Here is a 19,511-nt window from a genome sequence, read left to right as displayed (position 1 = left end):
TAAAAATGAAAAGAGATATAATTTCATTAAAAAATGTTAAAGGCGTACAATATGTGACTATTTATTACGACACTATTCTTTCTGCTACTGTTGATGAATGGGTAGGTGATTTTGAGACTAAGGAAAATTTTATTTCTGGTCTTTATATTGTGTTAACGAACATACAAAAGAATAAATCAAAAAAGTGGCTAGCTGATTTGACAAAGATTGAAGGAGATTTCAGCTTTATGAAGGATCATATCCTGCAGTTTATTATTCCACAAGCAAAAAGTGCAGGATTGCTCTACGAGGCTTTGGTACTTCCCTATAATATATTTTCAATACTATCCGTACAAACTGCAATGGAGGAAGTGGATGGAATTGAAATTCATTTATTTTCTTCTGTTCAAGAGGCTGGCATTTGGCTGAATGCCAAGATTTAATTTCAGATAGTGCCTGGAATTGCTACTTTTCGGTAATCTGTTAGATTGTGGTCTTATTAATTGAAGTTGTATAGGTATAATTGCACGTCAATCTCTTCTGGTAAAAGTAATTTTTTCTTTAACCTATATTTTGCCATTTTAACACTAGCCGAGTCTATATTTAACAGAGAGGCAATTTCTCTGTTTTTTAGTTCCATTTTAATTAATAGAATCAGTCGTTTCTCTGAAGTAGACAGATTAGGAAATCGAGTAGATACTTTTTTAATGAATTGGTTATACACTTGATCAAAATAAATTATAAAGTTATCCCATTCTGCATCTAAAGTTTTACTTTTTTGAATTGTTTCAAGCATCAAGTCAATATCCTTAGATTTATTCTTCTCAATTTGCATTTGCAAACGCTTTAAACCGCTTTCAACCTCAAGTAGTCCATTGTTCATGTAAATTATTTTAAGAATTTGTTGATGTAAATCTCTTTTCTTTTTTTCTAGCTGACAGCTGAGCTCCCTCGATTTTATTTTTTCATTTTTTTCTCTATTACGGAGCATAAGAATAATGCAAATCGAGATAAGACTAATTGTGAGGGTTAGAAATCCAACAATAATAAAGATGCCTGTAGTTTTCTTTTTTCGAACAATACTATCTTTTTGCAAAATTTCTAGTTCTTTTTCCTTGTCTAAGGTTTCGAGCTCAGCGTATAATAAACCAAGCTTTCGCTGATTGTCAAGGCTGTATAAGGAATCTCTTAAAAGGTGGTGAATATTTAAATAGAATATTGCTGAATCGTATTTCTTCTTTGCTTTATAAGCTTGGCCAAGTACATGGGTAAGTTCGATTGTGGATTCTTTGTTTCTAGAATGCTTATAGAAAATTTTATACAGCTTTGATGCAATCAAAATTGAACTATCGATCTCTCCAAGTTGCAAGTGGTTTTTAGCGAGAAGTATCTTGGAGTTGCGTAACACATTAACTGTTGGATCAGCAATTATAACATTTTGTATGAGTTTACTGGATTTTTCATATTCTCCTTTCTTATAATAAAGGTTAGCTATATTGTAAAGCGTAATATTTTTTCTTTCAATTATATTGTGGTCGGTAGAGATTTCCAAGCACTTTTCATAAAAATAAATGGCACTATCATATTGTTTTAAGGATGAGTAAATAACACCCAGATTGTTTAAGTTTCCTAATTGTTTTAATGTATGGTTATACTTAAAGGCAAGAGTCAATGCTTTTTTTGAATATTGTATTGCTTTTTGGTATTGCCCGATTTTGGTATAAATGGCAGCTATATTACTAAAGTCTGAAATACAGTCCTCTGGAGAGAAATTATTATCACTTTTAAGTCGGAAGGCATTGGAATAATATGCAAGACCTTGCACATAATTTCCTTGATTGGACTCGATAACACCTAATAGCGTAAGAGAAGCTGCTATATTGTTTATATCATTATTAAGTTTGAATATACGTAATGCATTATCCGCGTAGCGTAAAGCTAGTTTAAATTCATATTGCTTGATACCAACATATCCAAGATGTAGAAAAACCATACCATGGTCTATTGTATTTTGGTGTTTTGGAACTCTGGTGAAATGTTGTAGTGATTCAAATAAAAGAAATTTTGCAGTATCGTACTTATGCTTTTCAAGGAAATAGAAAGAAGCTAGTGTCTTTGCTTTTGCAATACCCAGATCGTACTTTAAATTTTTACATTGGGTTAATGCATCGGTTGCTAACAGGTATACGCTATCAATATTTTTTACCTTAATTGAATGACCTAGCTCAATGAGCTTGTCAATTTTATGGGTAGAAGAATTTTGTGGAATATCTGCTACAAATACCGTAAGCATGATAAGAACTAACTGAATAAGCTTGATCATGGGCAAATTGTTTTTCGGGTTAGTTGACAATTACCATTTTATACTTTTTGTAAAATCGAATTAACGTTTTTAACATATTCAAAAGGGGTCTATTTGCATCTTCAGAAGCCCATATTTGATTCTTTTACAATTATTAGCGGTTACTTTATTTTATATAGGTTTTATTCTGCTACTGATGAATATTGCTCTGCAGCAAGTAATCCTACTATCTTAAAGTGATGATAAGGTAGATTTTCAACATAATGATAAATCCATTGATTTTATGAGGACAGCGATTTTTGATGATTTGAATAGTGACAATTTTAATTTACAAATCAACGATAAGAGGAGACTTAAGTCATTGATTAATATTCTTAATGGTCATGAGGAATTTATTGTTGATCCATGGGGGAAGATCGTCAGTAGTAATTTGGAGGCTGTTACCATTACAGGTTATGAAGAGTGGGAAGTGATTGGGAAGTCCATCGAAATTATTTACCCCAAAGAAGATATCAAACAGCTTAAGGTTGAAGAAGATTTACACAATGCATCTAAAAGTAAAGAATACATAACTACAGACTTTAAAATTAAAAAACATGGCGATATTTTTTTAGCTAAAACGATATTCAATTCATTGTATAATAGTGACGGAGAGTTAAACGGTTATAGGATTGCACTTTCTGATGCTACACACAATGCTATTTATAAACTTCGTACCCGGATTATAAATGATGAGTATGCTAACCTTTTCAATAATCCTTATGTTGGTGTTTTTAAAACCGATTGTACTGATTTCAATTTTCTGAAATTAAATGAAAAGGCATTAGAAATACTGGGGCTTGTTGAGGTGCGATATAGTTTAAAGGATATTTTTAGGGACATAGCAGTGTTTGATGAGTTTATCAATAAATTGAAAACTAACGGACAAGTAGATAATTTTACTTTTCAGGTAAAGCATAGCTATTTAAACGTTTTTGCTTCAGTTACTTGTGCACTATTTAGTAAGGATGGCTATGTGGAGGGTGTTATTAAGGACGTTTCTGAAAACTGGCGCCAGGTAATTGAACTGCAAAAGTTAAAAGCAGAGTTGGATAATTTCTTATATAGGGCTTCCCATGACATACGGGCACCATTAACCACTATTTTAGGACTTACAAATCTTATAAAATCCGATAAGACAGGATCTATCCAAGAATTACTGGAATATGCTAAGCTTGTTGAAAATAGGGTTTCTCACTTGGATCAAGTTTTAAAGGATTTAAGTGATATTTCTTATAATAATGTTTACGCTATTAAAGTGCATGAGATTCAATTGCATAAACTTATTGAGCGTATTCTTGAACCTCTAAAGGAGGAGTTTCCGCGCATAAAAGTTATCCATGACAATATTGGGAATAACTTGCTTTATAGCGATATGGCAAGATTAAAAGTGGTTTTATCCAATGTATTGTTAAATGGTTTTAAATTCCACAGTCCAAATTCCACTGAACCATTACTGAAGATTACCTATTCAATCAATGATGCAAGCGCCATAATAACTATTGAAGATAATGGCATTGGAATAGACCAAAACTATCTCAATAATGTGTTTGACGTGTTTTTTAGGATTAACGCTGATGGCACTGGTTCTGGATTAGGCTTATTTGTAACTAAAAGCATGGTTGATAGATTAGGTGGGCATATCTCAATAAAGTCCAATTCAGCACTTGGCACCAGGGTTATAATATCTATTCCAAATTGTATTTCGTAGTATGTCAATCTGTCAAAACAGAAAAAATGTTGTATAAATGATGACAAAATTTCCTTTGTAAACCTTTTGCATACGCTTGTAAAGCGTAAGTAGCCGCTTTGTAGTCTCCGATTTCTTTACTTTTGAGCTTCAAAGAGCATCCTTTGAATAAAAAAAGAAACCCTATGGATGCTAAACTAAAATTGACTAAAGGCGGCCAAAAGAGCCTCTCAAACTGCTTTACTTTCGAGCGTTTTTCGTTCTCCAGACACATTAATATCGATTTAACAGCTGCCGAAGTTGGTGTTTTGGTTGTATTTGGAGTTAAGCAAAAGGATGATGATGAAGATCAGATTTCTACCCTTACTCCTGAATCTAGTTTTGTTTTTAGCCATTTGAGCATCCCTAAAATAGCTGGCGGTAATCAAAACCAAAGTTGTCTATTAATAAGAATCAATGTACAGTGCCTTCAAAGAATGCTTTCAACTATTAAATATTCACCTCTGGGAAATCGACAATTTTATGAAGCGCTGAATTCCTTTGCCATGCCTTCATGCAGAGAAACAAATATTCTCTTATCAAGTTTAGATCTTTACTCTAAACTACCAACGCTCGAATCTAGTGAGGTGTTGTTTGAATCTAAATTACTCGAATTGCTTTGGCTACTTAATCTTAAAGCAAAAACTAATTTTGATCGTTTTGTTTCCCCGTTCCTTATACCAAAACGTTCATTCTTAGATGCTGTAATTAATAAATACTACAAAGAGAATCTCTCGGTTGAGCAACTGGCAGGGCTTGCTGGGTTTAGTGTTTCAACTTTTAAGCGAAAATTCGATGAAGCTTATAAGTGTTCACCTAAAAGATGGATCCAAGAGAAAAGACTTAATGAAGCCAAAACTTTACTAGAATTTAGTGATAGGTCTATTTCGGAAATTGGTTATGAGGTGGGATTTGAGAATATATCACATTTTATTCAATCGTTCAAAACCAAATTCGGAATTACTCCAAAAGCACTAAAGGAAAGTTTTCTTCAGAAGAGACAATCACTTGATCAATATAGCATTGCAAGCTAGTGATCAAGAAAAAAGTATTGATGAAGATTTATTTGGCCAAAAGCTAAAAGGATTCTTCATCATATTTCTTTTATTCGGTATATTCTATTCAAACACATTATACAGTCAGGTTATTTTCGGTAAGGTTGACTTAAGCAAAAGTGATCTCACAAATGATGTTATAGAATTAAGAGGAAATTGGAATTTTTATTGGACAGATTTTAAAAATCCACAATTCAATCCCGGAATATCGGATAGTACTATTTTGGTTCCAGGATCGTGGTCTAAGGAAAGTAAGTATCCGGTAATTGGCTACGCAACATATCACCTTAGCATAAAATTAGGAGAAAACACTCCGCCATTAGCAATCAGTTTACCTATAATCAATTCTGCCTATTCGGTATGGATAAATGGTAAGTTATCCCTTCAGGTAGGCACTGTAGCCAAGCAGGTTAGTCAGTATGAATCAAGTCTGGAGAATAGCATTATACATTTACCAGACACTAGCGAAATTAATTTGCTGATTCATGTCGCCAACTATTCATATTTTAGTGGAGGAATAGTTAAAGTTCCAACTATTGGAAATGCGAAGGTACTATTGGAAAGGCTGTATCAAGCAAAGGGGATGGTCAATTTTTTTGCAGGAAGCTTGTTTGCAATTTTTGTTTATCAATTTATATTATTTGTCTTGTACCCAAAGGGTAGACCTTATCTCTGGCTTTCGTTAATCTGTTTGATAATTTCATTACGCAGTATGATAGTTCACGGAGGATCTTTTCTGTTGCCTGATCTTTTTGCAGAGATTCCTACTGAACTATGGAAAAAAATTGAGTTTGGTGGCGTCTACATTTTGGGAGCTCTGGTTGCATTATATGTATATCATTTATACCATAAGGTTGCCAGAAAGCTTCCAGTGCTGATTCTTGTCTGCTCCTCATTCGTGTTACTTTTAGTTGTAGTAGTAACTCCCCAATATACCTATGGAAGGTTACTCGATTTAGCACATGCCATTATTTTAGCCGGAATAATCTATTCTTTTTGCACAATCATTCGCGCAAAAAGAGCGGGAAACCATGAAGCCATTATAATATTTTACGGGCTGTTTGCTGCGACTCCCTTTTTTTTAATTGAGATTTTTTTGAATAACACTATTAGGAAAGTAAACATAACAACAAGCTTTACGCTATTTTATCCTGTTGAGGTTGGTCTGCTTATTTTTCTTGGCTTTCAGGTTTATCTACTTGCCCAACATTATGCTAAGGCGTTTAAAACATTAAGCACTATTAATGTTGAGCTAGAACATAAAGTAAATGAAAGATCAAAAGAGTTGGTGGAAACCAGCTTGGTTAAGGATAAACTATTATCAATCATATCACACGATGTTAAAGCTCCTATTAATTCACTAAAGGGCGTACTGATGCTTTTTAATAAAGGATTATTAGAGGCAAAAGAGTTTAAAGGCTTATCAGAAAATATAGAAGAAGAGTTGGATAAGACTTCTGCTTTAATAGACAGCATACTTCATTGGTCTAAAATACAACTTAAAGGATCAGCAATCAATAATGATTTTTTTAATTTAAAGGATTTGATAGAAAGCAATGTTCAAATGTTTAAATCTGCGTCTGAACAAAAAGGAATTCGTTTTGAGTACTCTCTTACATCCTTAATAATCTGTTGGGATAAGCATATTCTTAATATGGTACTTCGTAATCTATTGGCTAATGCTATTAAATTCTCTCATCATGGTGGGCAAATCAGTATTTATGTTAAAAAGGAAAGTAACAATATCACAATTGGTATTCAAGACTATGGTATAGGTATGGATGCTGATTTTATTAGAATTGTAACACAATCAAATAATGTGATAAGTCAACCGGGTACTAAAGGCGAACCGGGAAATGGAATAGGACTATCACTTTGTAAGGAATATTTGACTAAAGCAGGAGGTAAACTACTGTGCTCAAGTAAACTCAATGAAGGAACAGAATTCTTAATCTGCTTCTCCAGCAGTACTGTAAAAGCTTAACATTATAAAAACTGACCTTTACTGAATAATGCAGCTCTTCTTTTAAACTTATTTTGCAACTGCGGATAGATAATTTTCTAAATGGATACTGTGAACCTTTACTAATGGTATATGAGCTTCCTTAAATATATGCGCATACAATCGGGTTGTATTTTTATATAACAGTTTATAAAGCCCCGTAAAATGTATTGGAAGTTGGTAAATAAAAAGGATTGGGATAAAGTCAGGAAGGACTTCTCCGATCAAAAAAAGTTAGTTGAGGAAGTAACCCAATCAATTTCTCAAATTGAGAAGGGTGATTTGAATATCAGATTATCTGATAAAATGATCGAAACTAAATTAGCTACTTCATTACAATTAATGATTAAGTATCTATTACAAGTTCGAGAGGAGGAAGAAAGTAGAGCTTGGTTTAATAAAGGTCTTTCTTTTTTTTTAGAATTGATAAGAAATAAAGATGAACATTCTTTTACTGTTTTAATGGATAGGTGCCTTGCAGAACTTGTTAAATACGTTGGGGCAAATCAAGGGGCTGTTTTTATATTAAAAGACGAATTGCAAGATCCTTATATTGAAATGATTGCCTGCTATGCTTACGATAGAAAGAAATTTTTGGATAAAAAGCAGTTTTTGGGTGAAGGACTTGCAGGGCAATCAATAATAGAAAAAGACTCAATTTATTTAAAAAGTATACCCACCGATTACGTTCAGATTACTTCTGGCTTGGGTGAGGCTACACCACGCAATGTTTTTATAACACCATTGTTGATTAACGAAACTGTTGTTGGTGTTATAGAGCTTGCTTCTTTTTTTGATTTTAAATCGAAGCACTTGGATTTTATTAAAAAGATTGCTGAGAACTTAGCATCGCTGATTCGGGCTGGTAATGAAAAAGTAAGACTCGAGGAAGTTTTAGCGCTAAGTCAACAACAAACAGAAAATTTACGAGCACAGGAAGAAGAGATGAGGCAGAATTTGGAGGAAATGACAGCTATGCAGGAACAATTAGCAAGAAATGAGACGGAATTGAAGAGAAGGCTTGTTGAATTGGAAGAAGCTCTTCTTAAAGAAAAAGGTAGTGAAATTCAGAAAATTAGGGAAGAGGAGAAAATGCTATTAGAATCAAAACTGGAAGCACAAAAAAAATCATACGAGCTAATTATTAATAGATTAAAAGTAAAACTTCAACAAGTAACAATTAACAACTAACTAAATTGATTATGACACCTAAACAAATTGACATCATTGAAGAAACATGGGATTATGTGATTACAAACACAGAAGAAGCGGGTCAACTTTTTTATGATAGGCTTTTTAAAGAAAGTCCAGAACTACGACCACTTTTTAAAGGCGAAATGAAGGATCAAGAAAGAAAATTGATTTCCTTGATCACCTTTGCTGTAAGTAAGCTTAGAAATATTGATGAAATAATTGACGATGTTCGAGCACTTGGTACAAGACATAAGCATTATGGCGTCAAGGATGATTATTATACAAATGTTGCGAGTGCGTTATTATGGACATTGGAACAAGGATTGGGAAATAAATGGACAGATGAGGTTAAGGAAGCGTGGACAACGCTCTATATGGCATTAGCAGATATTATGACTAAGGCGCCTGTAGGAAGAGCCTAAAGATTACTTGTATGGGACTGACTTGAGAAGTTCAGTCTCATACAATTTGTAAAATCCCCAGCAAGATTAATTCATGTTTCAAATTAGTGATGAATTACTAGATAAACACTTGTTAGATAAAGCAAGGCGCTCGCACAGGATTATGATCTGGTGTGCAATTTTTATTTATCCGGCATTTGGGTTATTAGACTATTTATTAGTAGAAAATTGGAAGATATTTCTACTGGTGAGATTCACTGGTGTTTTACTTTTAATACTACTACTAATTTATGATAGCTATGCCAAACTTAAGCCAGTTACGCTTGCGCATTTTTCTACACAACTAGTTATTAATTCCCTAATGTGGATGTTAAGTCAAATTGACAGCACACAAACATTTTCAATCTACGCTATAAATTCATGCACAGGTTATATAGCAAGTGCATTATTTATTTTTTGGAGGCCTATTAATTCTGTAGTACTGCTCGTACTTAATCTTTCTTGTTTCTCAATACTTATTACTTTATTCTCGCCCTTGTCTTGGGGAGAGGTTTTAGCAAATGGATCTTTCCTGCTCTTTACTATGGGATTGATGTCACAGTTTTATATCTATTATCGAGGTAAAGTAGTCTTGAGCGATTTTAAAGTTCAACAGGAACTTAATAGGTTGAATAGCGAACTGTGGAATAAAAACTACCAAATTGAAAAGCAATCAAGTGAAATATCCAAAAAGAACATCGATTTGGTTCGGCTTAATTCACTTAAAGATAGACTATTCATTATCATATCACATGACCTCCGTGCACCACTTCAGTCGCTCAAAGGAGTACTGGAACTCATCAATAAATCGGCTAGTATTAGTCCTGATGAATTTAAGTTTTTAACAAGAGGTATCAAGGTTAAAGTAGATGTAACCTATAATTTAATGGAAAACCTTCTCTATTGGACCAGAAGTCAGATGACCGGTTTTAGTGTAAAACCGACTACTATACATTTACATGAAATTGTTAATGACTGTATCCTATTGCTAGAATCAGTAGCAGAAAAGAAGAGAATTAAAACTCTAAATGATATTAGTACCGATCATTTAATTCGATCTGATTTAGATATGGTAAGACTGGTTATAAGAAATTTACTAATGAATGCTATAAAGTTTTCTTTTGACGAGGCTAAAGTCATTGTGAAATCTAAATTGGAGAATAATGAGATTATTATTTCCATTATAGATAGTGGAATAGGAATGAGTAAAGATGAGTCTATTAATCTTTTCACCAAAAAGCAAAAAATTAGTAAAAATGGGACTTATAACGAAGAGGGTACTGGGCTTGGTTTAATGCTATGTAAGGAATTTATTGAGATGAATAACGGAAGAATCTGGGTTGTTAGCGAACCAGGTAGAGGAAGTGAATTTAATTTTGCTTTGACAGCTTTTCAGTCATTGGATAACCCTGTTCCATTTAAATCTCTAGTGAAAGAGGATGCCTGATTTAATTAATATTTTAAGTCTCTAATTACGATTATGACAAAGACACTTGTTCCGCCCAAAGACCGTAAAGAGTGGACATTTTTGGTCACCACAAAGCTTGATCATAAGTTTCAAAATTTAGTAATGCAATTGAAAATTATGGAGTTTAAACAGAAAAAAGGAACAGACAAGATTGATATAATGCAATCAATTGATGAACTGTATGAACTATCCACAAAATATGCAGTTTCATTGCAAAATGATTTTCAAGTTATTTTTAAAAAATGGTAAAATGGGTGCAAGAGTACAAGAAAGTAAATTATTAGATATCAGAACAGCAACTGAATTGATTTTAGGAGGAAGGGTATTGGTAATATCCGGAGACGAAAACTTGTTGGAAAGGTTGCCTAAAGGAAATTGGATCGGTGGTACTATACCCTATTTTTATTTGAAGAATGAATGTGGCCGGATGGATAAATCAAAGGTTTTTGTGACTGATTTCACGGAATCCATTAATGACTTTAAAATTTTAACTTTAGATGAAGAAACACTGAGCTCAATTTGTTTAACAGGTTTTGATAATGGATTTAACTTTCTGATTCTGCCCGCACTTCAAAGTATTCACTATAATTTCGCCTTGAATGTTAGGCATTATGAAGATCTTTATAAGAACCCATTAATTGGTTTGGTGGCAGGAACTAGTCTGGAAGAAAATAAAAATTTGTCAAAAACATTTAACGGTTATCTAAAGGAATCATCTACGACTCAGGCCGTAGTTTTACAATGTTCATTACTTCCTTCTAAAGTTGCACGGATAGAGATAGTAAATGTATTTGAACAGTCAGATGACTTTTATATTGAGGTATTCGAAGACACTTTTAAAGTAAAAGACTGCCTCATTAATGGTGATTGGATTAATTTATATCAATTTATAAAGGATAAAGAGGTTGACATAAGCTATCCGCTTATTTGCGACTATTCTGGTGCCAGTGTAAACGTTAGTTTTCAACTTTTAGTAAATGAAACAAAAGAAGTTGTTTTCTATGCTCCACTATTTAAGAACAAAAGATATTATTTTTCTAAGAAACTGGATAGTTACCAGCAGAGTTTTCAAGCAAAAATTGCAGAGGTATTGGAACGAGAGACTTTAATAATTTATAACTGCAATAGTATTTTGAATTATCTATTTGGAGAATTGCATAAAAACGACATTGGATTTTCAGGCGCAACAACTTTTGGTGAAATTGCATATTGTTTGTTAAATCAAACTTTTACATATTTGGCAATAGACGAGTAGCTTTAAGTCTCACGCTATTGATTCGTTAAGAAATGTACATCTCTGGTGCCTATTCATTTTTTAACTGAATCCATAAAAAAGAATTGCTTTTTTGATATGCCTTTCTTAGATAGTTTTTTTCTGGTTGAGAAAAACAGAATAAATCCTGATGTAATAGTAGCTAAACCAAATATTGAAAAAGCACGAAGTAACAGGTTTCCAAAGTTATCTCTGTTTTCATAATCCATGGTATGGAGCATCCAAAGAAAGTCAAATATTCGCCATTTGCTGTTTCTGAAACTTTCAACTGTTCCTAAGTTGGATGCAACATAAACGGTTGTATTACTAACGTGATCAAAAGTTATTGCCCAAGCAGGTAATGGTTTTTTTCTATATTCATGGTGTTCGTTTACTTCATCGAGAAATTGTACTGATTTTATAGGAGCCTTAGTATTAAAGTGTTGCTGAGCTAAAGCTACTCCTTGCTCTTGAGTGAGTGGAGGTAATAGCTCGCCTGTCGTGGCATCTGCCAGCTGAATCATAAGCATATGCCCCATATGCTTATGATGATAAATAACTTGGTAAACAGGTTTATCTAGAATAGAAATTAATTTAAGGCTTTCAAGGGAATCAATGCCGTGGATTTCTTTTATATGGTTTAATACTATCGATGGTGAAACTATTGAGTCATAGTTTTTTAACATCACATGCTTTCGCTGATGATCTCCATGTATTTCATCAATATCACTAAATGCGAAATACATGCCTCCAATTGTCCAAAATAGAAATTGTATTCCAATGATGAACCCAAGGTAGCGATGTGCTTTGCGATTTAGGTGGACAAATTTGTTTTTGGTCATGAGGTGGATTTTTTCAAAAAACTGAATTACTTACTTGTAACTGTTCGAATATTTCAATTAAGATTGAGCATACACTAAACTAAAATTAGGCAAGAATTTGGCTTAAAAAATTGCGTTGAACTTAATTAGTTCTATATGATTATGACAAGTAATTATAGATTAGCTGCCATTTACTTTTTTATACCACCATTGAAAAACAATTAATCCCCAGATACGCGCATGAACATCGCCAGGGTTATTAGAGAATAGCTGTCTCTTTAATTTTTCGACAACAGGATAATGGAAGATTCCCTGCTCCTCAATGTAATTCCTGGAAAGTAGATCATTTTCAATTAATGGACGCATCTCATACCTGAACCATTTCAGTAGTGGAACTTCAAAACCTTTTTTTGGTCGCTTGTATAAAGCAGGAGGTAACATATCTCGATAAGCTTCCTGCAATACACGTTTTCGGATAGAATGGTTTATCTTATAATCATCAGGCAGGCTGAAGATAAAATTCACCACTTCATAATCCAGAAAAGGAACCCTTACTTCCAATGCATTAGCCATACTCATTAAGTCTACTTTTGTAAGCATGTCGTTAGGTAAAACCAAATTAGTGTCGGTAAGCAAAACTTCGCGCATGCTGACATTCTTCGACAATTGTGCTAATAATTTTGTTTTCCGTGCATTGTATTTTTCTTCGGATAATTGCGTTTTTGATTTTTTTGATAATAATGATAGTGCTTCCTGCTCTGATGCAAATCCAGCCCAGCGCCAATAGCGCTCTTGCGGAGCAAGTTTCATGCCCTCGGCAAAGCGATGAAATTGCCTTACTTTATTTGTAAGTACATTGTTTCTTGATTTAGGTAAGATTTTCCATAAGGGAGATAACGCATTTAAAGCATTCTCTTTCAATCCACCATGAATCATACGATAGAAGGCTGCATGTTTATTATAACCAGCTAAAAGCTCATCTGCTCCATCACCTGATAGGGCTACCGTTGCATGTTTCCTTGTTTCTTGACTTAGAATATAAACATTAATAGCTGAAGAATCTGCAAAAGGTTCGTCTATATAATCCAGAATATTATTTACATGTTTATATAAATCACTATTGGTTAAAGAAAAGACTGTATGTTCGGTGTTAAAATGTTTCGCTACTAAACTAGCATAGGCTGTTTCGTCAAAAAATTTTTCATCTTTAAAACCAATAGAAAAAGTGTGAAGATTTTTTTTATGACGGCTGGCAATTCCTGTAATAACGGATGAATCAATGCCCCCACTTAGAAAGGAACCAAGCGGCACATCTGCAACTAATCTGCGTTGCACTGATTTTTCGAGCAGGTCTTTAAATTTTAGTTTCGCCTGATCAAAAGTAATAGTCTTGTCTTCAGTATCGGGTATTGTATAATATGAATTGATGTTAATCTCCCGCTTTTTTAGTGTAAGATAGTGCCCTGGTAAAAGTTTTTTCACTGATTTAAATATGCTATAAGGTGCTGGTATATAATTCAGTTGGAGATAGGTCTCCAACGACTCATAATCAAGTTCCTTATCAATCCCGTACTGTAACACAGCTTTCATTTCTGAGGCGAAAATGAATTTATCCTCATCATGCACATATAAAAGTGGTTTAATACCAAAGCGGTCGCGAGCAATAAAAAAACTTTGTTCTTGTTTATCGTAAACACAAAACGCAAAAAAACCATTTAGTTTACTTAAGCAGTTTTCCTTTTCATGTATGTAGAGGTGCAAAAGTACTTCTGTATCGGATTGAGATCGAAATGAGATACCTTTACCTATTAGTATTTGCCTTAGCTCCTGAAAATTGAAAATTTCTCCATTGAATACAATGCAGTATCTTTGTGTATCATCCCACATGGGCTGATTGGCAATGATGCTGGTATCGATGATAGATAATCTACGGTGCCCGAGACCCACCCATTCATCTAGATAAATATCTTGAAAATCGGGGCCTCGTTTTTCCAAAGCCATGGTGGCGTTTGTTACGTGTATCTTATTGATTTTGCCAATAAGATTGAAAGCATAGATGCCCGTAATACCACACATAATTTGTTCTGGGATAAGACACCAAAAATACCTTATTTCGTCATGATGAAGAAAGAACCTTTAGTATTTAATCCGTCTTCAAAGCCATTTACCTTGGGTGTTGAGTTAGAATTGCAAGTGCTCGATGCGGAAAGCTTATTATTAACACCAAGGGCGCATGAAATTATTGATGGATTAGCTTTAGAAAGTCTTAAAAAGGAGTTTTTCAAAAGTACGTTGGAGGTAATTACTGGTATTTGTGATGATGTACATGTCGTAAAAAAGGATTTACATTATTCATTAGAACAGGTAAGAACAAAAGCTACCGAACTTGGACTTAAAATCTCATCTACAGGTACTCATCCTGAAGCTGATTACCGAGAACGCACAATTAACTCCTCAGTGCGATTTAATGAATTGACAGATCGCAACCAGTGGATGATACGCAGAACTGCAATTTATGGTATGCACATTCATGTGGGTATGCCTTCTGCAGACTTTGCAATTGAGTTCAGCAATTTTCTACTTCATTTTGTTCCGCATGTAATGGCCTTGTCTGCCAGTTCTCCATTCTGGCAAAGGATGGATACTGGATTAGCAGCAGCACGCCCTACTATTTATGAATCAATGCCTACCAGTGGTATGCCAAATGTGGTAAAAGATTGGAAGCAATTTCAAAAACTTTATAATTCCCTTACAAGCACCAACTCTATTGGTAGCATGAAAGATTTGTGGTGGGATATTCGCCCAAGTCCTGCTTTTGGTACTATTGAGTTAAGGATTTGTGATGAGCCAGCTACGCTAGAGGAAGCCTTGGCAATTGCCGCGTTTGTTCATATGTTGGCTCTTTGGTTCGAAGACCACAAGGAAGAATGGAATGCAAAACATAAAAGTATCTTGTACTGGGTACTACGCGAAAACAAATGGCGAGCGATTCGTTATGGTTTGCATGGAGAGATTATTGTAAAGGGAAATAAAAAACCAATTGCTATAAAAGATGATGTGAGATACTGGCTTACAGAGCTAGAGCCCTATGTTCATAAATGTAATTATGCACAGTACATTACCGCGCTAAATAAGATTCTTGATTCAGGAAACAGCGCTTTAAGACAACAGCAGGTTTATGCAAACAGCAATGATCTGCATGAGGTAACGCGCTTCAATGTGAAGGAGTTTGAAGATGGCTTAGCCATCTAGTTTTTCTTTTTATCGAGGCGGAAAGTTAGGCCTAGCCACGGAATTGCAAAAAATATATTTTGATCTGTGCTGTAAGGAACAAACAAACCAAAATCTAAACCTGCACGCTTAATAATTCTGCGACCACCAATCGAAACAAGTGCAAGGGTTTCATCTGCTGAAGTTAAAAAGTAGTTTTCGCTAATGAAATAACCTCTTTGTCCGGTTCGGATCATCGTGCTAAAGGTTATTGCAGGTAGTTGCCCCAACTCTCCTCCAGAAAAACCATAACCAATGCCGATTGTAAGATTCTTGTCCTTATTGCCAAAGGTAGATAAGGCATATGCAATACCAGTTCCTCCTTCACCACCACCCAACACATTTGCATAAAACACACCAACGCCTACATTAACGCGGTCATCAACTAGTGGAATAGAAAGTTTTGGTGTTAGCCAAAAGGGTATGCCATCAGCACTTCCGCTAAATAGAAAAGTAGGGATTATACCGACACCCAAGGAAAAATGATCGCTAAAGCCATAGCTTACCTGATTAAAGACAACCCAAATATTTTGATAATATGCTTCACCTTTTTTTAAACCATAGCCATTGGGTTGAAAGAAGTAACGTGTGGCTTGCACATTATCAAACCAAAGAAGATTGTTTTTAATTCTGTCTTTCAGTACAGTCTCTATTCTGACAATGTCGACTACGCGTAAAGTAATTTCACCCAGCCTTACGGTTTTTAGAACTATGGCTTCTGAATTGCGTGAAATAATTGTCCCTATGTATTCATTACCATCATTGGTTTCAATGCGATACACACTGGTTGTGTCGGCAGTGTTTTCCTGAGCCCTTAGATTGATAGTTGATATCAACAGGCAGGCAAAAAGTAAAATTCTCATATAATTTTTTTACTTCTACCAGGCTCAGGATAAGGTAGAAGGTAGGCTAATTTAGAAAATTTTACCGGGATTTAATATGCCGTTGGGATCGAAAGCTTTTTTAATACCCCTCATCACAACCAGGTTAGCTTCGCGCATGGCGATGTTCATATAGGGTTTTTTGGCAATGCCTATACCATGTTCACCAGATAAGGTTCCTCCTAGGTTTACGGTCAGTTTAAAGATTTCACCTATACCTTCTGGTACTTTTGTAGTCCAGTTTTCTTCTGTCATTTGTTCCTTCATAATATTTACATGAAGGTTTCCATCACCCAAGTGTCCGTAACAAACCGAATTAAATCCAAAACGTTTTCCTATTTCTTTAATGCCGCTAATCAGTTTAGGTAAATTAGCCCTTGGCACAACAACATCATCAGATTTACAAAGAGAGTAAGCGTTAACAGCAGGAGAAATGTTTTTTCGGATTTTCCAAAGTTCTTCTTTTTGTGCAGCGGTTTCAGCAAATAGAATTTCACCACACTGAAACTGTTCAACCACATTCATTACACGCTCCGCATCGCGCATCAATACTTCTTCATCGTTACCATCTAGCTCACATAGTAAGTAAGCATCCATGTTTTCTGGGAATGTTGTGGTTACTTTTGCGGCATAAATCTTTTCGCAATAATCAATAGTTTTCATAGCGGCCTCTCGCTCAAAAAACTCCATTCCTGAAGGGCTTACACCTGCTCTGAATATTTCTGCAATAGCTTTACATGCCTCTTCATTGGTAATAAATGGCATCAGCAGTAAAACTGATTTTTGAGGAAATCCTCTAAGCTTGAAAACTATTTTTGTAATAATACCCAAGGTACCTTCACTGCCACACATAAGTTGTGTCAGGTTATAGCCTGTTGAGTTCTTCAATACATTGGCGCCTGTCCAGATAACATCGCCTGTTGGCAATACTACTTCCATGTTAAGCACATAGTCGCGGGTAACGCCATACTTAACAGCCTTCGGCCCACCACTATTTTCGGCAATGTTGCCTCCTATAAAGCATGTGCCTCGACTGGCAGGATCGGGAGGATAGAATAATCCCTTTTCTTTAACCGCATTCTGAAACACCTCTGTGATCACGCCCGGTTCTACTGTCGCTTGCAGGTTGAGTTCATCTATGTTGATGATTTTATTGAAACGCTCCATTGAAATAACAACTCCTTTATTGATAGGTAAAGCACCACCACTTAGGCCAGTGCCGCCACCTCTGGGTGTTACTGGTATTGTGTGCTCATTGCATAATTTCATAATGGCACTGATTTCGTCAGTGTTACCCGGTTTCAATACAACATCAGGTAGAAACGAGTAGTCCTCTGTTTCATCGTGAGAATAGTTGTAACGTTTTTCCTCATCAACAATGATATTTTGCTGGCCTACTATTTGTTCGAATTGTTGAATGAGGGAGGGAACTACTGCTGCAAATGCCATGGAAAGCGTATATTTACTTTACTTTTTAAACGTATATGAAGCTACTTTTCAGACTTAAATTTAGTCAAAAGCTTCTTCTTCAAGCGCTACTGCTATCAGGCATTTTTCTGCTATCGTGTGCATCGCAAAAAAAGGCCAGGGTTCGCGAAGAAAAAGTGAGCAAGGTTGTACAAACTGCACGTCTTTATACTGGGGTTCCCTACAAATATGGCGGCACTACTCGGTCGGGGATGGATTGTTCCGGGTTATTATTAAATGCTTTTCGAGCTATTGATTATCCCCTTCCCAGAACCAGCGAACAGCAAAGTAAAGTAGGAAAGGAGGTAAAGCTTAAAGAGGTCCAACCCGGAGATCTGGTATTTTTTGCAACGGGCAAAAGGAGACGGAAAATCACCCACGTGGGCTTGGTGACAGAAAAAAAAGCAAAAGATAATGTCAAGTTTATACACGCCTCTAGTTCTTTGGGTGTAGTTGAGGCCAATTTATTTGCCGATTATTATCAAAAGAGTTTTCGTGAGGCTAGGCGCGTTATAGAAAAATAATATGCTTAGTTTAAGCCGCGGTTTATCGGTAAAACTGCTTATTTATCTGAAAAATTCAATTGTTTAACTCTTATTGCCGGTGAAACCAGCAATTACTAATTTCAGCTGTTAATTTTGAAAAAAAAACCTCATGAAATCCCCATTTTTACTAGCTGTATTACTAGCATTAGTATCTATCAGTTGTACGCCTAAAGAAGAACTGGAAGCGTTACAATCAACTAATGATTCCTTGAAGAATGCACTCGCCTTGAATAAGGAAGTTATGATGACGTTGCAGGAAGTTGGTTCTATGATAGACTCTATTGATGCCAGTCGCAGACTTTTAAAGATCAGTGTGGTAGAAGGGGCTTCTGAAGAAGATTATACTATGCGACTTCAGGCAATTCATGAACATGTGGTTTTATCGGAAAAGAAGATAAGTTCTCTGGAGCAATCTTTAAAAATGATGAAAACCAATGAGAGTTTCTATTTTGATATGATAGCCTCATTAAAAGATGAATTGGAACTAAGACTTCAGGAGATTTATTCACTTGAGAAGGTAAATAAAGAATTAGAAGAAAAAGTTAAAGTACAGGAGAGCGATTTGCATGATAGTTTTATTGAACTGGAAAAGAAACAGCAGGCGCTGGCTGAGCAGGAGTTAAAAGTAGAGCAGCTTGTTAGTAAATTACAGCTAACTGAATCAGAAACATTGTTATTGAAAGGTAAGGCATTAGAAGAAAGTGCTAACCGCATAAAGCTTGCGCCTGCCAAGAAAAAGGCTACTCTGCGTGAGGCGGTTGGCTACTATCGTAAAGCGGCTGACCTTGGTAACAAAGAGGCAGGTAAGCGTATGACAGATTTGAGGGGAAAATACTAAACAAATTTTTCTCAACAGGATCGATATTGAAATTATTAACTCAGAGGGTCTAATTGTAATGGAATAAAAAAACCTTTTCATTTTTGAAAAGGTTTTTAATTTTGGTCGAGGTGAGATGATTCGAACATCCGACCCTCCCGACTCTGTCGGGATGCGTTAGCGGGGCTGGGCAAGATTCTGTACGAGGGTTAGTGAAAAATAAAGTAATCTTTAAATTTTTCCTTTATGA

Annotated in this window: 17 protein-coding genes; 12 read left to right on the top strand and 5 right to left on the bottom strand. The window is 35.1% G+C overall.

All coding sequences use genetic code 11. The annotated features are described in order from the left end of the window. Positions 1–5 precede the first annotated feature (5 nt). Positions 6–422, top strand: coding sequence for a hypothetical protein (locus tag SanaruYs_RS18515; RefSeq protein ID WP_127124106.1), 417 nt, complete (start codon positions 6–8; stop codon positions 420–422). A gap of 56 nt (positions 423–478) precedes the next feature. Here SanaruYs_RS18515 and SanaruYs_RS18510 read toward each other — a convergent pair whose 3' ends face one another. After that, positions 479–2,302 (bottom strand): tetratricopeptide repeat protein, encoded by a 1,824-nt coding sequence (locus tag SanaruYs_RS18510; protein ID WP_127124105.1) that lies wholly within the window; start codon positions 2,300–2,302, stop codon positions 479–481. 262 nt (positions 2,303–2,564) lie between these two features. On the opposite strand from SanaruYs_RS18510, the gene SanaruYs_RS18505 reads away from it, so the two are divergent. The 8 genes from SanaruYs_RS18505 (at position 2,565) to SanaruYs_RS18470 (ending at position 11,463) form a co-directional block, all read left to right on the top strand. Continuing rightward, entirely contained in the window at positions 2,565–4,031 is a 1,467-nt protein-coding gene (locus tag SanaruYs_RS18505) for a sensor histidine kinase (protein WP_127124104.1), read from the top strand. Positions 4,032–4,174: 143 nt separating this feature from the next. After that, positions 4,175–5,083, top strand: a complete 909-nt coding sequence (locus SanaruYs_RS18500; RefSeq protein ID WP_127124103.1) for a helix-turn-helix domain-containing protein — start codon at positions 4,175–4,177, stop codon at positions 5,081–5,083. After that, a complete protein-coding gene (locus SanaruYs_RS18495; protein WP_127124102.1) occupies positions 5,073–7,088 on the top strand; it encodes a sensor histidine kinase in 2,016 nt (671 codons plus the stop codon). The genes SanaruYs_RS18500 and SanaruYs_RS18495 overlap by 11 nt, the downstream gene beginning before the upstream one ends. 183 nt (positions 7,089–7,271) lie before the next feature. Next, on the top strand, positions 7,272–8,297 hold the full coding sequence (locus tag SanaruYs_RS18490; protein WP_127124101.1) for a GAF domain-containing protein: 1,026 nt from the start codon (positions 7,272–7,274) through the stop codon (positions 8,295–8,297). Positions 8,298–8,308: 11 nt separating this feature from the next. After that, complete coding sequence (locus SanaruYs_RS18485; protein ID WP_127124100.1) at positions 8,309–8,722, top strand: globin family protein; 414 nt, start codon at positions 8,309–8,311, stop codon at positions 8,720–8,722. A 73-nt stretch (positions 8,723–8,795) separates the two neighbouring features. Further along, a complete protein-coding gene (locus SanaruYs_RS18480; RefSeq protein WP_127124099.1) occupies positions 8,796–10,187 on the top strand; it encodes a sensor histidine kinase in 1,392 nt (463 codons plus the stop codon). A 33-nt stretch (positions 10,188–10,220) separates the two neighbouring features. Continuing rightward, entirely contained in the window at positions 10,221–10,457 is a 237-nt protein-coding gene (locus SanaruYs_RS18475; RefSeq protein ID WP_127124098.1) for a hypothetical protein, read from the top strand. 1 nt (position 10,458) lies between these two features. After that, complete coding sequence (locus SanaruYs_RS18470; protein ID WP_127124097.1) at positions 10,459–11,463, top strand: DUF6976 family protein; 1,005 nt, start codon at positions 10,459–10,461, stop codon at positions 11,461–11,463. A 53-nt stretch (positions 11,464–11,516) separates the two neighbouring features. Here SanaruYs_RS18470 and SanaruYs_RS18465 read toward each other — a convergent pair whose 3' ends face one another. Together SanaruYs_RS18465 and asnB are read right to left on the bottom strand one after the other, a co-directional pair. Next, a complete protein-coding gene (locus SanaruYs_RS18465) occupies positions 11,517–12,302 on the bottom strand; it encodes a hypothetical protein (protein ID WP_127124096.1) in 786 nt (261 codons plus the stop codon). Positions 12,303–12,461: 159 nt separating this feature from the next. Next, positions 12,462–14,357, bottom strand: coding sequence for an asparagine synthase (glutamine-hydrolyzing) (gene asnB / locus SanaruYs_RS18460; RefSeq protein WP_127124095.1), 1,896 nt, complete (start codon positions 14,355–14,357; stop codon positions 12,462–12,464). A 42-nt stretch (positions 14,358–14,399) separates the two neighbouring features. On the opposite strand from asnB, the gene SanaruYs_RS18455 reads away from it, so the two are divergent. Then, positions 14,400–15,533: a carboxylate-amine ligase gene (locus SanaruYs_RS18455; RefSeq protein ID WP_127124094.1), complete on the top strand. Its 1,134-nt coding sequence runs from the start codon at positions 14,400–14,402 to the stop codon at positions 15,531–15,533. Here the strand turns inward: SanaruYs_RS18455 and SanaruYs_RS18450 are convergent. Both SanaruYs_RS18450 and SanaruYs_RS18445 read right to left on the bottom strand, forming a co-directional pair. Next, entirely contained in the window at positions 15,530–16,414 is an 885-nt protein-coding gene (locus SanaruYs_RS18450) for a hypothetical protein (protein ID WP_127124093.1), read from the bottom strand. The two genes, SanaruYs_RS18455 and SanaruYs_RS18450, sit on opposite strands and share 4 nt — an antisense overlap. Positions 16,415–16,465: 51 nt before the next feature. Then, positions 16,466–17,881, bottom strand: a complete 1,416-nt coding sequence (locus SanaruYs_RS18445) for an FAD-binding oxidoreductase (RefSeq protein WP_127124092.1) — start codon at positions 17,879–17,881, stop codon at positions 16,466–16,468. A 35-nt stretch (positions 17,882–17,916) separates the two neighbouring features. Here SanaruYs_RS18445 and SanaruYs_RS18440 point away from each other — a divergent pair, with 35 nt between their 5' ends. Then, entirely contained in the window at positions 17,917–18,423 is a 507-nt protein-coding gene (locus SanaruYs_RS18440) for a C40 family peptidase (RefSeq protein ID WP_127124091.1), read from the top strand. Positions 18,424–18,553: 130 nt separating this feature from the next. Beyond that, complete coding sequence (locus SanaruYs_RS18435; protein WP_127124090.1) at positions 18,554–19,282, top strand: hypothetical protein; 729 nt, start codon at positions 18,554–18,556, stop codon at positions 19,280–19,282. Positions 19,283–19,511 lie beyond the last annotated feature (229 nt).

Source organism: Chryseotalea sanaruensis (genome assembly GCF_003990915.1).
Taxonomy (GTDB): Bacteria; Bacteroidota; Bacteroidia; order Cytophagales; family Cyclobacteriaceae; genus Chryseotalea; species Chryseotalea sanaruensis.
Note: the sequence above shows the minus strand (reverse complement) of the source record. Positions and strands in the feature narration are given on the sequence as shown.

Coding starts and splice junctions, on each gene's coding strand:
- SanaruYs_RS18515 (WP_127124106.1), top strand. CDS start 6: ATGAAAAGAGATATAATTTCATTAAAAAATGTTAAAGGCGTACAATAT.
- SanaruYs_RS18510 (WP_127124105.1), bottom strand. CDS start 2,302: ATGATCAAGCTTATTCAGTTAGTTCTTATCATGCTTACGGTATTTGTA.
- SanaruYs_RS18505 (WP_127124104.1), top strand. CDS start 2,565: ATGAGGACAGCGATTTTTGATGATTTGAATAGTGACAATTTTAATTTA.
- SanaruYs_RS18490 (WP_127124101.1), top strand. CDS start 7,272: ATGTATTGGAAGTTGGTAAATAAAAAGGATTGGGATAAAGTCAGGAAG.
- SanaruYs_RS18485 (WP_127124100.1), top strand. CDS start 8,309: ATGACACCTAAACAAATTGACATCATTGAAGAAACATGGGATTATGTG.
- SanaruYs_RS18480 (WP_127124099.1), top strand. CDS start 8,796: ATGTTTCAAATTAGTGATGAATTACTAGATAAACACTTGTTAGATAAA.
- SanaruYs_RS18475 (WP_127124098.1), top strand. CDS start 10,221: ATGACAAAGACACTTGTTCCGCCCAAAGACCGTAAAGAGTGGACATTT.
- SanaruYs_RS18470 (WP_127124097.1), top strand. CDS start 10,459: ATGGGTGCAAGAGTACAAGAAAGTAAATTATTAGATATCAGAACAGCA.
- SanaruYs_RS18465 (WP_127124096.1), bottom strand. CDS start 12,302: ATGACCAAAAACAAATTTGTCCACCTAAATCGCAAAGCACATCGCTAC.
- asnB (WP_127124095.1), bottom strand. CDS start 14,357: ATGTGTGGTATTACGGGCATCTATGCTTTCAATCTTATTGGCAAAATC.
- SanaruYs_RS18455 (WP_127124094.1), top strand. CDS start 14,400: ATGATGAAGAAAGAACCTTTAGTATTTAATCCGTCTTCAAAGCCATTT.
- SanaruYs_RS18450 (WP_127124093.1), bottom strand. CDS start 16,414: ATGAGAATTTTACTTTTTGCCTGCCTGTTGATATCAACTATCAATCTA.
- SanaruYs_RS18445 (WP_127124092.1), bottom strand. CDS start 17,881: ATGGCATTTGCAGCAGTAGTTCCCTCCCTCATTCAACAATTCGAACAA.
- SanaruYs_RS18440 (WP_127124091.1), top strand. CDS start 17,917: ATGAAGCTACTTTTCAGACTTAAATTTAGTCAAAAGCTTCTTCTTCAA.
- SanaruYs_RS18435 (WP_127124090.1), top strand. CDS start 18,554: ATGAAATCCCCATTTTTACTAGCTGTATTACTAGCATTAGTATCTATC.